The organism is Synechococcus sp. H55.2 (genome assembly GCF_047462495.1).
GTDB lineage: Bacteria > Cyanobacteriota > Cyanobacteriia > Thermostichales > Thermostichaceae > Thermostichus.
In genome coordinates, this window is the sequence record NZ_JANSJH010000020.1 from 11,625 (window position 1) to 25,688 (window position 14,064).

A 14,064-nucleotide genomic window follows, 5' to 3' on the forward strand; every position below is an offset into this window, starting at 1 on the left:
TCTTTAAAGTATGCCTTTCGTTAGCCTGCTGACGGATTTTGGCCTGCAGGATCCCTATGTGGGCATCCTGAAAGGGGTGATCTGGGGGATCGCTCCCCAAGCCCAACTGATCGACCTCAGCCACGGGATCCCGCCCCAGGATGTGGCGGCAGCCCGCTTTGCCCTGATGACCGCCTATCCCCATTTGCCTTCTGGAACCATTCACCTGGCGGTGGTGGATCCGGGGGTGGGGAGCCATCGCCGGGCGGTGGCCATCCAAACCCAAGAGGGCTATTTGGTCGGCCCCGACAACGGCCTCTTCAGCGGCGTTTTGGAGCAATCTCCACCTCTGGCTGCTGTGGAACTCAACCGGCCCCGCTATTGGCGCACCCTTTCCCCCAGCCGCACCTTTCACGGGCGGGATATTTTTGCCCCCGTGGCCGCCCACCTGGCCAACGGGATCCCGCTTCTGGAGCTGGGAGATCCCTTCGATGTGGCGGAGCTAACTCCCTGGAATTGGCCCCAGCCTCAGGAGGAGCCCAACGGCTGGCGCGGCCTCATCCAAGCCATCGACCACTTCGGCAACGGCATCACCAACCTGCCCGGCCACTGGGTGGAAGGTCGAAGCTGGAGCGCCTGGATCAAAGGGATCCCTGTCCGCTCCGCGGCCACCTTCGCCGAGGGAAGGCAAGGGGAGCTGCTGGCCCTGGTGGGCAGCTCCGGCTGGGTGGAGATCGTGCAAAATGGGGGCAACGCCAGCCGCAGCCTCGATTTCAAAGTAGGGGATGAGGTGCGCCTGCAGTGGAATGGCTAGCTCCCTCACCCCCGACCCCTCTCCCAGAGGGAGAGGGGAGACTAGGCAGGTTGGCTTTCCACCGTCACCGCTTCCGAGGGGGTTGAAGTGCCCACTTGAACTTTGACCACCCGCGCGGCATCGGCCTTGGGCAGGGTGAGGGTGAGAATGCCGTCGCGGTAGGTAGCCGAGACTTTTTCCGGCTGAATAGTTTTGCTCAGTTTGAGGGTGCGTTGAAAAGGTTGCGCTTCTACCTCTTGATAGAGCAATTCGGCACCTTCAGGGCCATGAACCTGGAGCTCGCCGCTGATGGAAAGCTGCTGGGCTGTGGCCTCAATGTGGAAACGCTCTCGATCGGCGCCGGGCGCCCACAACTGGACGGTGTAGGCCTCGCCGCTCTCCCAAACCTGCAGCGGTGTAGGGAAGACTGGGCGAGGTCGCTCTCTCGAGCTCTGCTGCCTTGGTTGCAGCCGCACGTCGAGCACCGGTGCAAAGTAAACCAATGCCATAGCCCCTCCTTGCGTAACAGGGTAAATAGATAGACAACCCAACAGGAACAGCGCTTCGGATCCCGCCGCTCGACGAACCCCCCACCTGGAAAAGCCGCCATCCAATGGGATCCAAAGCCAATCCTGCTCCAATCATCCAAGAAAGCCATTTGAACGAGGGCGGGCAAACCGATCTGCGAGAGACAGGATCCCCTCACCTCATGGAAAAGCGGCATGAGAAGCAACGGAACCATCCATTGTCCATGTAAAACATCTTGGTCAAAACAGATGAGGTAGAGGTGAGTCAAAAAAGAGGACCGTCATGGATCCTGCTCCCATCCCCATCCGATTTCAGTGCGGCTTTTGCACGCCCGGGGTGATCCTGACTGCCCGCTGGCTTTGGGAGCAAGGGATCCCTGCTGGCTCCGCAACGCTGACACCCAAGGAGGCAGAATTGTGGGATCAATTGCGGGGCAACCTTTGCCGCTGCACGGGCTATCAAGCGATTTTGGAGAGCATTCAAGGGATCCAATCCAGCATTTGCTTAAGCGTTGCGGAGCAATATGGCACCTCAGCCCGTTCGCGCTAGCGGCGCGGAGCGCCAACCTAGCTCCTAGCTCAATCAGAATTGCAAATAGTTTCACAAAAACTTAAATCAAGATAACCTGATTGATTCATAGATTTTTATGGGCGATAAGCGGAGCGCAAAAAAATTAAGACTTTTGGCATACGGATCATTCCCAATGCTTGACCGGCACTAGGATAGTTATCAGGTATACCTGGCGAGATCCCATGTACGTCTACTGCACAAGAGAAGTTCTGGAAGAGGGCGCTCAATATGATCTGAAGGTATTGATAGAACGGCTGGAGCAGGGGGATCGCACGCTTTTGAGCCAGTTGTTCGACGTTCGTTATCCTTACTGGAAGCGCAACCTGCGCGACAACATTCGCTTGGTGGGCGAGCTGCGCCATCTGGGAGAGGAGTCGGTTTTGGTCTTGTTTGGCCTCTGGCCAAGAGGTAGCCATGAGTACCAGGAATTTTTAGATCGGCGGGAGGCTCGCGACTATCAAGAGCGGGTGAGAAACTGGGCTCCTGACGGCCAGTTGCAGGATTGGCTGGCAGAAAGGCGGTGTAAAAAATTACAAGAGGAAAATGGACAAAACCGGCTTCCTCCTTTGCCCGATGAGCTGTATGAATGGACACAGTTTTTGAATGCTCCCAATCGGCAGGAGCGGCTGGTCTTGGAAAGTGGGGAATGGGTGTGGCAAGTGCAAGCCCTTTCTCCAGAGCAGCGGCGCCAGGTTTATCGGGCGGTGGCCGAGTTTGTTGCCAATGAGACAGGCGAGATCTACCGCCAGCTCCCCAGCTTTTATCCAGGGGCAGAGGTTAAATGCTGGCAAGAGGGATCCCTGCATCTGGTCCTCAGCCTGGTGCGGCTGTGCGAGCAGCAAGGGGTCTTCTTTCCATTTCTCGTCGGGGTTTACGACCATAGCCCAGAGCAAAAAGAACGGTTTGAGCTGGGAGGTCGAACCTGCCTCTTTGGGATGGGGGCCAAGCAGCCGGATATTCTCCAGCACCCACAACCGTTGGAGGTATGGAAGCGGTACGCCCGTCGCGCCTACCCGGACTACATCGTGGCGGATGAGACCCTTTGGCTGGAAATGCAGGAGAGCACAGAGGGAAACCTGGCTTTGTCCATGGAGGAGGAAGAAATCCTGCAAAGCACATCTATGCCCCTGCTGATCAACGGGCGAGCCGGCAGCGGCAAGTCTTTGATGTTGTACTATCGCTTTGCCGACTATTGTAGCCACTACCTCAAAACTTCAAGGCAGGGAACTTCTCCCTACCACCCTCTCTTTTTGACCTATAGCGCCAGTTTGGTGCAGCAAGCTCGCGACAGGGTGAGCACAATTTTGCGCATTAGCCATCGCTATCGTGAGGAGGGCTATAGCTTTTCAGCCGAAGAAATTCGGCAGTGTCGAGCTTTTTTTAGGACTTTTCAGGATTACCTGTTGGGCTGTCTTCCCCCTGAGCGACAGGAACGCTACCAGCCGGATCAGTATATCAATTTTTATCGATTTCAGAACTGGTATCGCTGTCGCCATGATGTGGATCTAGAGTTGGCTTGGCACACCATTCGCACCCTGATCAAAGGCTATGAGGTAAGCGATTACTTGGATCCCGATGGCTATCGGGAAGTGCCCGAGGCCGACCGCAGTGTGGATGAAAGATCCTTTGAGCAGATTTACAAAGGGATTTGGCCAAGCTATCAGGAACGCATCACTCGCGAGGGCTACTGGGATGATCAAGACTTAGCTAGAGATGTGTTGCAAAATGGCACGCTTAACCCCATCCATCCGGTCATCTTTTGCGATGAGGTTCAGGACTTTACCCAACTTGAGCTGAATATTATTTTCTGTTTATCCCCTTGGGGGAAATACAAGTTAGATTGGGCCGTTGAGCGCCTGCCCTACGCCTTTGCCGGGGATCCCTTACAAACCATTAACCCAACAGGATTTCGTTGGGCTGCCCTGAAAAAATATCTCTACGAGCATATCCGCGCCTACCTATTGCCAACCCATCCCTTTAAGATCGAGGATCCCCAAGAGCTGAAAAATAACTATCGTAGCAACCCCCAAATTACTCGTTTTAGCAATGTGGTCAATCTATGGCGGCGGGTCCTCAGCGGCAATCGAGAAATCTATCCCCAGCAGCCCTGGCGTTCTCAAGAGCAAGGTATACCAGTTCAACAATTTGTGCTGGATGGCCAGGAAAAAAATTTAATTGAAAGTGAATTGAGAAATATGCTTAGCGACCTCACAGGAACAGTTTGTGTCTTACCCTGTTCTACAGGGGATGAGCTAAACTATGTGAGGCGGGATCCCGAACTTCAAAAAGTCTATGCCGAGGAGTTAGAGCAGAATCTCAAACCACCTCTTCTACAAACTGTTACAGCCGTCAAGGGAATGGAGTTCAAAAAAGTTATTCTCTACAAATTTGGAGACTACTACCGGCAGAAATTCGATCAAAACCTTAAACATTACACCCGGAGAGGCAGAGGAGAGCTGGGCTTACAGTACTTTCTCAACCAATTGTATGTTGGTATTACCCGCCCCACTCAGGCTTTGGCTATTGTGGACACTTCTGCTGGTTGGCGGGAATTCTGGAACCCGAGCTTAGAACTTAACTTTTGGCTCGATCATCCTTCTCTGGAAGAGGATTGGTCAAAATGGAACACTGATCCGCCACTGCTGGGCTGCCCCGTCAAAGCCATGAATATCCAATACTGGACAAATACCAGCCTGAAAGATTTGCTGGAGTCGGCTCTTGAGCTACTTGGGCGCGGCGTAGAAGAAGGTAACCTTTCGCTGCTTGAGGATGTTCAAACTCTGGTGCAGAAAGCAGATAACCCGCAATTAGAGCAAGAATGTCGGGCTTGGATCTTCAAGCTCCGGAAGGAATATCTTTCAGCAGGACAACAGTTCCTGAGCTTGGAGAAGTCGGCTCTGCCCGGTAAAAATCTCAAACGAGAAGCCTGGGAGTGCTTCTGGAGAGCAAGGGCTTGGTCGGAGCTGCAGCAGCACACTGCCACCCACTTTGCCGGGTGCCCTGGGATCCCAGACTACAGTCCTCTGGTGGATTGGATGGTGGTGACTCAAAAAACCTCTGCCAAGCCTGTGGAGCGCTTCCGGCAACTGGTGCGGGTGCGAGATTGGCTGAGCACTGAAGTCATCCCCAAGAACAACGACTCCGTCCCGCTTACGCGAACAGATCCCACTTGGAAAGCCTGTGTGGAGAAGTTTTTGGCGGAACTCCAAGAAGTCCTGGACAATTTGCAAACGTTTTGTCCTGAGGTGGAGGCCCGCAGCCGGTTTTTGCAAGAGACGCTCGCGGCTTTGGGGGGAAACTTGGCCTTTCTCGGCCAGCGGCAGCCGTCTGCGGATCGGTATTACCGGATTTGGGGCACCTGTCATTTTCAGCAAGGGCAATTTAAAGAGGCAGTTGCCATTTGGGATCAAGGTGGCCAAACGGAGCATTCCCGCTACTACCGGGCCAAGATCCAACTGGAACCTTTTCCCGGCAAGGTGAGGTGGCTATCCAAAGACCGGCAGGACGCAGCAGTGGTGAGCAAATGGCAGGAGGCGGGACGTCCCCTCGCGGGCGAGTGGGAGGAGTACATCGACGATGTCATCCTCAGCCTGGAACGCTTGAAAGAGTGGCCGCTGCTGCTGCGAGTCCTGATCCGGCGCCGCCAGTGGGAGAAGCTCTGGAAAGCGGTACAGGCCCACCCGCAGGCGTGGCAGCGGGGACACGATTACGAGCTGGTGGCCTGTATGGCTCGAGATCTCCAGACCAACTGGGAAGAGCTGAGGCGGAAATCCCCTGGGCTGCGAGATTTTCTTCAGGAAGTGGTAAGCAGTGTGCGCGGGGAGCACGCTTGGTGGCTGCAGCCGCTGGAGGTGGGCCTGGCCTACGAGCGACTGGGCCGCTACCGAGACGCGCTCAGGTTTTATGAGCGCTTCACCGAAGGCAGAATCGGTAGAATCCCAAGATGGCAACGCTCTCAGATTCGGCAGCGCTGGCTTCTGGTTCACAAGAAGTATCGAGATTCTCTGCAGGCGGAGGGGCGACCGACCGATCTTTTGGCGGAGGAGTTTAGCCGCGCTCAAGAGCGCTGGCGTGAGCAACTGCCCCAGGCAGAGCCTGAGCTGGAGGAACGGGATCCCTGGGCCTATGACTTTCTTGAGTACCCCAGCCCTGTTCAAAGTTGGCTGCTGCAGCAGGCTCAAACCGACGCCCAGAGACGACTCAGAGCGGAAATTGCCCAAGCGCTGGAGCAACTGGACGAACGACAATTGCAGCAGGTGCAAAGCTGGATCCAGCGCTTCTTGTCCATAGATCCACCCCGGCTCTAGAGGCAGGTTAGAGCTATGGCAAGAGCTGCCGCAGGCGCTCCAGGGCGCGTCGGTTTTCTGCGGGGGTGCCCACCGTCAGGCGCAGCCCGCCGCCGGTACAGCGCACGCAAGTTCCCAGCTCTTGCCAGGCCCGTTGTAAATCTTGGGGATCCCATCCTGCCACCCGGAAGTAGAGAAAATTGGCCTGGCTAGGCCACACCCGCACTCCCGGCAGCTCCTGCAGGGCTTGGTAGAGGGCTTCCCGCTCCTGACGGATAAGGGGTAGGTCGGCCAAAAACTCCTCGGCATGTTCCAGGGCGATCTGAACGGCCCACTGGGAGATGGCCGAGAGATTGTAGGGCAGGCGGATGGCATCCAGCACCCGGACGAGCTGCGGGTGGCCGATGGCATAGCCCACCCGGTGGGCCGCCAGGCGAAAGGCTTTGGAGAAGGTGCGCAAGATAACCCAGTTGGGGTGCTCCGCCAGCTTGGGCAGGGCCGTGTGTTGGCTGAACTCGAAATAGGCCTCATCGAGGATCACCAAAATCTCGGCGGGCAACCCTTCCACCCAGGCCCACTCGGCAGTGCTCAGGCCGTTGCCGGTGGGCGAATTGGGATCCACCAAACACACCACCCGCACCCGCTGCTCCACTACGGCCTGTTGACACCGCTCCAGATCCAGGGCAAAGGTCTCGGCATGGCGCGGCACCCGCACCACCGGGATCCCCAGGCTCTGGGCCAGGATGGCGTACATGGAGAAGGTGGGCTCGGCAACCAAAATGCCGCCCCGCCCGCCCACACAGGTGGCGATGAGCAGCGAACGGATCAGTTCATCTGACCCATTGCCCAGGCTGATTTGGTCAGGATCGGCCCCGGCATAGGCGGCAATGGCCTGCTTGAGGCCCCGGTGCTGGGCATCGGGGTAGCGGTTGCTCGGGATCCCTTTTTCCCAGAGCAGCGAGAGCTTTTGCTTGAACCCTTCCGGCCAATCGAGGGGAAACTCATTGGCGTCCAGCTTGTCGGCAGCCGGGGTGGGCACGGCGTCGTAGGGCTTGAGATGAAGCAAATCGGGACGCAGATACTGCAAAGCACACATCTTCCTGACGGAGAGAAGCTCTGATCATAACAGGATCGGCCCGACCCCTCATGCCTTTGTCAGGGATCCCTGTTGACGTAATGCCTCAAAAAGGGCAATGGCCACGGCATTGCTGAGGTTGAGGCTGCGCACCGGCCCCCGCAGCGGGATGCGCACGCTGGGATAGGTTTCCAAGAACACGGGATCCAACCCCCGGCTTTCGCTGCCGAACACCAGCCAATCTCCCGGCTGATAGGACACCTCGGTGTAGAGGGCCTGGCCGCGCACGCTAAAGCACCAGAAACGAGCCTCAGGATGGGCCTGCAGCAAAGCCGACCAGGAGGGGTAGCGATAGAGCTGGACGTGCTGCCAGTAGTCCAGCCCCGCCCGCTTGAGATAGCGATCCGAGAGGCGAAACCCCAAAGGATCTACCAGATGGAGAGGGGTATCGGTGGCTGCACAGGTGCGGGCGATGTTTCCCGTGTTGGCCGGGATCTCTGGGGCAACCAAAACAACGTGGAAGGGCATGTCTTATTTTACTTGCCCCCAAAGCCGCGGTTACTGCCCCCTTTTTTGCCTCCACCTTTGCCCGGTTTGCGGCTGGGCTGTGGCCGGGCAGGAGGGGCTGTCGAACGTCCGCGCCAACTGGGATCCCCGCCGGGAAGAGGGGTGCGCCCGCCCCCCCACCCGGGAAAACCACCGCCCATGCCCATGTTGCGCATCATGTCGCGCATGCGCTGGAAATCGCTCACCAGTCGGCTGACATCCTCCAGCTTATGGCCAGATCCACGGGCCACCCGTCGTTTGCGGCTGACACTGCGGGCCAACAGGTCGGGATTGCGGCGCTCTTCGGGCGTCATGGAGTTGATCATGGCCTCGGCGCGGGCCAGTTGGTCTTGCCCCTTTTGCAATTGTTCCTCGCTGATTTTGCCCATCCCCGGCATCAGCCGCAACAGCCCCGCCAGGGATCCCATGCGTTTGATCAGGCGCATCTGCTTGAGGAAATCGGTGAAATCAAACTGGGCGGTCATCATCTTCTCCGCCATGCTGGCGGCATCGCCCAGGTCGATCTCTTCTTGGGCTTTTTCCACCAAGCTGAGGATATCCCCCATACCCAAAATGCGCGAGGCCATGCGATCTGGGTAAAAGGGATCCAGCGCTTCCACTTTTTCGCCGACACCGACGAACTTGATCGGCTGGCCGGAAACTTGGCGAATGGAGAGGGCCGCCCCGCCACGAGTATCCCCATCCAGCTTGGTGAGGATGGCGCCGGTGATGCCCAGGCGCTCATGGAAGGCTTGGGTAAGGCTGGCCGCCTCTTGGCCGATCATGGCGTCCACCACCAGCAAGATCTCGTGCGGCTGCACCGCCGCCTTAATCCGCTCCAGCTCGGCCATCATCTCCAGGTCGATCTGCAGACGACCGGCAGTATCTAAAATTACATAGTCGTAGCCCTGTTCCCGCGCGGCTGCTACCCCCTGCCGGGCGATCTCCACGGGATCCGTCTTGCCCAGATCGAAAACGGGGATCTGAATTTGCTGGCCCAGAGTTTTGAGCTGGTCGATAGCCGCCGGACGGTAGATATCCCCGGCCACCAGGAGGGACTTTTTGCCCTGCTTGCGCAAATACAAAGCCAGCTTGGCGCAGGTGGTGGTTTTGCCGGATCCCTGCAGGCCGGCCATGAGCACAATGGTGGGGGGCTGCTCCGCTTGGGCGATGGGCACGTTGGCCTCTCCCATCACCTTGACCAGCTCGTCATGGACGATCTTGATGAACTGCTGATCCGGCGTCACCCCCAGGATCACCTCGGAGCCCAGGGCAGCTTCCCGCACATCCTCGATAAACTGCTTCACCACCTGCAGATTGACATCCGCATCCAGAAGGGCGCGCCGCACCTCCCGCAGAGCTTCCTGAATGTTGGTTTCGGTGATTTTGTCCTGGCCGCGCAGCTTTCTCCAGGCCAATTCCAACTTCTCGGAGAGGGCATCAAACATGGGTGCTGTTTATCCTGTCAGGCGCTTCTGGGGCATTTCCTACCATAGTCCAGTTGGGGCAACTTCAGCTTGGGGATCCCAAGCGAGGCTGACCCAGAAAAACTGGTAACTTTACAAAAGTTTAAGCAACAATAGAAGGCGTTGCTTGCCGATCTCCCATGGTCAGTATCGCTTCTCTCTCCTACAGCAGCACCGACTGGCAGTTGGGCTATCGCTCTTTGCGCCAGGAGTACGACTATTGGATTACGGAGATCGAGGGGCGGATCCCGGAGCGGCTGCGGGGAACCCTATTTCGCAATGGCCCCGGCAAGCTGGAGGCGGGATCCCAGCGCTACGGCCATCCTTTTGACGGCGACGGCATGATCTGTGCCATCACCTTTGTGGCGGGGAAGGTTCATTTTCGCAACCGGTTTGTGCGCACCCCTGAGTTTGAGGCAGAGGAGAAGGCGGGCCGGGTGCTCTACCGCGGCGTGTTTGGCACCCAGAAGCCGGGAGGCTGGTGGGCCAATTTTTTGGATCTGAAATGGAAGAACCCCGCCAACACCAACGTCCTCTGCCTGGGCGACAAGCTGCTGGCGCTGTGGGAGGCCAGCGCCCCCTACCGCCTGAACCCGGCCACCTTGGCCACGGAGGGGATCGAAACATTTGCCGGCGGGATCTCCGCCAGCCAGCCTTTTACCGCCCATCCCCGGCGGGATCCCCACACGGGAGATCTCATCGCCTTCGGGGTGCGAGCTGCCCTCAACTCCACCTTGTTGCTGTACCGTCTGGATGCGCGCGGGCGCTTGCTGGAACAGCGGGACTACCGCCTGCCGGGCTTTGCCTTCCTGCACGATTTTGTCTGGACACCCCGCTACCGCATCTTTTTCCAAAATCCGGTGGTCTTCAACCCCCTGCCGTTTGTGTTGGGCTGGCAGCCGGCGGGCACCTGTCTGACCTTGAAGCCCGGAGAACCGACCCGCATCTGGCTCTTTCCCCAAGAGGGCGAGCCCCTGCAACTGGAAACAGAGCCGGGGTTTGTGTTCCATTTTGTCAACGGCTACGAAGTCGGGGAGCAGGTGGTGGTGGATGCCGTCCTCTATGAGAACTATCCTGCCCTGGAGCCAGATGCCGACTACCTGCAGATCGACTTTGCCCAGGTGCCAGCCGGCAAGCTGTGGCGGTTTGAGCTGGATCCCAAGGCGGGCAGTGTGAGGCGGGAACTGCTGCTGGATCGCTCGGTGGAGTTTCCGGCCATCCACCCAGCTCAAATGGGGGGATCCCACCGCTACATCTACATTGGAGCCACCCATGCGCCTGGCCCCAATGCTCCCCTACAGGCCATTCTCAAGTTGGATACCGCCACAGGCCGCACGCAGCAGTACAGCTTTGCCCCGCGCGGCTTTGTGGGAGAGCCGGTGTTCATCCCGGATCCGGAGAACCCAGCAGAAGAGGCGGGGTGGATCGTGACGGTGGTTTTTGATGCGGCCAGCCAGCGCTCTCAGGTGGTGATCCTGGATGCCTCAGACCTGGCTGCCGGCCCGGTGGCGCGGATCCCGTTGCGGCACCACATTCCCTATGGCCTACATGGCAGTTTTACTCCCCAGGTGTGGGTAGATGCCGATCCGAACAAAGGATAGGGGAGCGATCTGGGGATGGTTAAATCGATTTCTCTGGCTAAGTAGGGCACTGGGCGAGGCCAGGCAAGAGCTCTGCTCAGCAGATAGAGTTATGGCAAACAGCCATGGAACAGCTTGCTGGTTGAGCTCTAGCTCCCCTCTCCCACAAGGGGAGAGGGGGCGAAGCGTCTTAATTTTGCTTGCAACGACTATATTGCTTTTCCTTTTCCTGGAGCAGTTGCTATTATCTTCAGCTACGCTGGTGACAACAACAGCCGTTCTTTTGGCTGACAAACGCCTCCGACGCGAGCGAATGTGGGTTGGCCGACTGAGACGAACCAGGAAAAGCGTTGTTAGGCTGGGTGGTGTGTTGGGCAGGTCTTGGGTCGAGGGCAGAAGTAGGGCCTGTTTTTGCAACAGCAAATGTCTTGCGCTGCCAGACGAGCATCACTGCCCCTTCTTGAGCACTTGAGTTAACCTTCTGGATCGATTGCAACGGAACCGTCACAATGTCCTCAGAGCTAAGACCTCCCTTTCGATCTGTGCGGCCCCCCAGACCCAGCTCAACTGGCGAGGCCAGGGCCTCCTCCCTGCCGGGAAAAGCTGAGGATTCGGTGTCAACCGCTGGCTCTGCTCGCGGTAGCGGGACGGAGTCTTTGCAGCCTGTTGTCGGTACCACTGCTACTTTGGCGACGACGAAAGCGGCGGAAAGAGAGCGAGTCTGTTTGGAACCCATCCCGCCGCCTGGGGAGAAGATGCAATACCGGGCGATTGGCCTCATCGAGGGACAGTACATTCCTTCCCCTGGGCACTTTACCCGCGGGGTCTTACGTACCTCAGATGGCTTGGAGCTGAATGCCGTATTGCTGGGCCGGGTGATGAGTCTGGTACGTAAGCACCTACAGCCAGACCGCAACTACCTGTGGGTGGTCTATCCTCGCACCCGCGACAAGAGCGAAGATCTGCACGTGCAGCTGATGGGGGTGTGGGCCCCCGAAGAAATGGGGCAGACGCTCCCTGAGGGCTCCCGTCCGGCGGTGGTGCCGGATTGGTTTTCCATTCGGGGCGAGGTTGTTTTTCAGTCCCAGGAGAAAGGGTTTATCATCGTCAAAATCCGCCAATCGGGCAAAAAAACCTCTGCCAGCCCTTCTTCTCAGCGGAGCAAGGATCCCGTCCCGCCTACCCGAATAGCTCCCAAGCCCCAAGCCTTCAAATTGCGCCTGATCGGCTCCCTGCCGGGCAAGGAGGTAGGCAATTTCTGGGATCTACAGGTGCGTCGCCGCGGATCCCTGCTCTACGTGGAGGCGGGAACTCCCATCGGCCCTGTGCTCAAAGCGCCGCCGCGCCCCCGCCTGAAGCACTCAACGCCCCGCCCCAAAGTCAAGAAGGGCTCTCTTCCCTCGTCTTCAGGTCAGCAGTCTATTTCAGATCAACTTTATCCGCCGCGGGATCCGGCCAAAGTTCCCAAACCGGTCAAGAAAAAGCGTCCATAATCTCTTCTATAGATTCTTCTCTGGATTAGAGCTCAGTAGAGTTCCCCTCCCAATCTTCCGGTTTTAATAGCCCTTTTATCTTGGTTGTGCCGTGACAGAGTCAAACCTACCCCCCAACAAAGATGAGTTTATTTCGCCTCGCTATCCCTACTGGGGCGAGGTGAGACCCCAGAATTTGGTTTTCGATGCCAATTTACAAGAATTCAGCAACAGGGTGTCTTTGATCTGTGGCCTGGAAACGGGGGGCAAGATCACCCCGGAGGAAGCCTATCGGCAGATCAAACAGCTCTGGAAACAGCTCAAAGAAACCAAGAAAGCCATCTTGGACGACCCGCAGTGGCAGGAGCCTCCCCCCGAATTGCCGGAGGAAGAGTAGCCGGCTGGATCCCTTGGCTCGCAACCCCTGCTGGCTAACTGCAAACGGCGTCTGGTGGGCGCGGAGCCCTTGCCATTGCCAACAAGACAACGCTCAAGCGCTCTGTGCCGCTGAGACCATCACTTTCAGCTTCTCTCCCAAAAGGAGGGGAGAGTTGGAAGCCCAGGGCTGTGAAGGGTGTCTGTAACTGGCCTAGGGCAGGCCCCAAGCTCTCGCCTGCTCCGCCAGCCAGCCCTCGGCGCGCAGGTTCTCCAGTTCTCGGCGCACCCGCAGCCGCAATTCAGCATGCTCCAGCCCCTTGGGCAGGGCAATGCCCAGCCCCACCGTCGCCAACGGGGATCCCAGAAACTGAAACTGGGGGTGCTCCGCCAGCCACCCCGCCAGCACCGAGCGATCCGCTGCCCAGGCCTGCACCGCCCCTTTTAGGAGCAATTCTGCCCCTTCCTGGTAGGAATCCACCGCCACCAACTCAACCCCTGGGAGGTAGCGCTGGAGGTGGGGAATGGCGGCCGATCCGCGCAGGACGGCAATCCGCGCGCCGCGCAGCTCTGACCAGCTCGTCCAGTTTTGGGAACGGGCCACAACCAGGCTGGGGCCATCCGGGTAGTAGGCCGAGGTGAACTCCACCTGGCGCGCCCGATCCGGTGTGATGCCGATCTGAGCGATGGCCAGATCCACTTCCCCCGCAGTCAGCACCTGTAGCCGCTCCACATTGGCCACTGGCACCAGCTCCACCGCCGCCGGGGATCCCAGCAGCCGGGATCCCAGCTCGCGGGCTAGGTCAATCTCAAACCCCTGCAGCTTGCCTTCGGCATCGCGAAACCCCAACGGCCTGAGGTTGTCTTTGACTGCAACTCGCAACTGACCCGAACGAACAATCTCTGACCAGGGACGGGCAGCGGCAGGGATCCCTAGGCAAACTAAGGCCAGGCTGGCCGCCCAGCAAGACCTCTGGATCGCCGAGGCCAACGGAGACTGAGATCCCATCCCCTTCAGGCGGTGCGGGACTGGCGGGCCGCAGCCACCACTTGGGTGAAGGCTTCGGGATCCAGGAAAGCCAAGCGGGCCAACATTTTGCGATTGAGCTGGATATTGGCTTTTTTGAGGCCGTCGATGAACTCGCTGTAGCGCAGGCCCTGGGCGCGGGTGGCGGCATTGATGCGGGCAATCCAGAGGCGGCGAAAATCCCGCTTCTTGCGGCGGCGATCCCGGTAGGCACTGCGCAGGGCCTTCATCACCTGCTGGTTGGCGGTGCGGAACAGCTTAGAGCCGGCTCCGCGAAAGCCTTTGGCCAGCTTGAGGATCTTCTTGCGACGCTTGCGGGCAACATTGCCCCGTTTGACTCTCATGGCGGTAACTCAATACAGACAGA

12 protein-coding genes are annotated in these 14,064 nt (G+C 58.4%); 6 read left to right on the forward strand and 6 right to left on the reverse strand.

The window, feature by feature from the left end; all coding sequences use genetic code 11:
• Nucleotides 1-10 precede the first annotated feature (10 nt).
• Nucleotides 11-793, forward strand: coding sequence for an S-adenosyl-l-methionine hydroxide adenosyltransferase family protein (locus NW844_RS04270; RefSeq protein ID WP_414333782.1), 783 nt, complete (start codon nt 11-13; stop codon nt 791-793).
• Between the two features lie 41 nt (nt 794-834).
• On the opposite strand, the gene NW844_RS04275 is transcribed toward NW844_RS04270, so the two are convergent.
• Entirely contained in the window at nt 835-1,281 is a 447-nt protein-coding gene (locus tag NW844_RS04275) for an Hsp20/alpha crystallin family protein (RefSeq protein ID WP_414333784.1), read from the reverse strand.
• Between the two features lie 301 nt (nt 1,282-1,582).
• On the opposite strand from NW844_RS04275, the gene NW844_RS04280 reads away from it, so the two are divergent.
• Both NW844_RS04280 and NW844_RS04285 read left to right on the forward strand, forming a co-directional pair.
• Nucleotides 1,583-1,849 (forward strand): 2Fe-2S iron-sulfur cluster-binding protein, encoded by a 267-nt coding sequence (locus tag NW844_RS04280; protein WP_414333785.1) that lies wholly within the window; start codon nt 1,583-1,585, stop codon nt 1,847-1,849.
• A 203-nt stretch (nt 1,850-2,052) separates the two neighbouring features.
• On the forward strand, nt 2,053-6,177 hold the full coding sequence (locus tag NW844_RS04285) for a hypothetical protein (protein ID WP_414333787.1): 4,125 nt from the start codon (nt 2,053-2,055) through the stop codon (nt 6,175-6,177).
• 13 nt (nt 6,178-6,190) lie between these two features.
• Here the strand turns inward: NW844_RS04285 and NW844_RS04290 are convergent, their stop codons facing one another.
• From NW844_RS04290 to ffh, 3 genes are read right to left on the reverse strand one after another with little or no spacing between them, the layout of a single operon-like run.
• Nucleotides 6,191-7,252, reverse strand: coding sequence for a histidinol-phosphate transaminase (locus NW844_RS04290; protein ID WP_414333788.1), 1,062 nt, complete (start codon nt 7,250-7,252; stop codon nt 6,191-6,193).
• 48 nt (nt 7,253-7,300) lie between these two features.
• A complete protein-coding gene (locus NW844_RS04295) occupies nt 7,301-7,759 on the reverse strand; it encodes a tRNA (cytidine(34)-2'-O)-methyltransferase (RefSeq protein ID WP_414333789.1) in 459 nt (152 codons plus the stop codon).
• Nucleotides 7,760-7,767: 8 nt separating this feature from the next.
• Nucleotides 7,768-9,225: a signal recognition particle protein gene (gene ffh, locus NW844_RS04300; protein WP_414333791.1), complete on the reverse strand. Its 1,458-nt coding sequence runs from the start codon at nt 9,223-9,225 to the stop codon at nt 7,768-7,770.
• Nucleotides 9,226-9,383: 158 nt separating this feature from the next.
• Here ffh and NW844_RS04305 point away from each other — a divergent pair, with 158 nt between their 5' ends.
• The 3 genes from NW844_RS04305 to NW844_RS04315 all read left to right on the forward strand — a co-directional run bounded on the left by NW844_RS04305 (nt 9,384) and on the right by NW844_RS04315 (nt 12,692).
• Entirely contained in the window at nt 9,384-10,844 is a 1,461-nt protein-coding gene (locus tag NW844_RS04305) for a carotenoid oxygenase family protein (protein WP_414333793.1), read from the forward strand.
• A gap of 734 nt (nt 10,845-11,578) precedes the next feature.
• Nucleotides 11,579-12,316 (forward strand): hypothetical protein, encoded by a 738-nt coding sequence (locus NW844_RS04310; RefSeq protein ID WP_414333795.1) that lies wholly within the window; start codon nt 11,579-11,581, stop codon nt 12,314-12,316.
• A gap of 91 nt (nt 12,317-12,407) precedes the next feature.
• Nucleotides 12,408-12,692, forward strand: a complete 285-nt coding sequence (locus NW844_RS04315) for a hypothetical protein (protein WP_414333797.1) — start codon at nt 12,408-12,410, stop codon at nt 12,690-12,692.
• Nucleotides 12,693-12,884: 192 nt separating this feature from the next.
• Here the strand turns inward: NW844_RS04315 and NW844_RS04320 are convergent, their stop codons facing one another.
• Nucleotides 12,885-13,679, reverse strand: a complete 795-nt coding sequence (locus NW844_RS04320; RefSeq protein WP_414333799.1) for a transporter substrate-binding domain-containing protein — start codon at nt 13,677-13,679, stop codon at nt 12,885-12,887.
• Nucleotides 13,680-13,684: 5 nt separating this feature from the next.
• Nucleotides 13,685-14,041 (reverse strand): 50S ribosomal protein L20, encoded by a 357-nt coding sequence (rplT, locus tag NW844_RS04325; RefSeq protein WP_414333801.1) that lies wholly within the window; start codon nt 14,039-14,041, stop codon nt 13,685-13,687.
• Between the last annotated feature and the right edge of the window lie 23 nt (nt 14,042-14,064).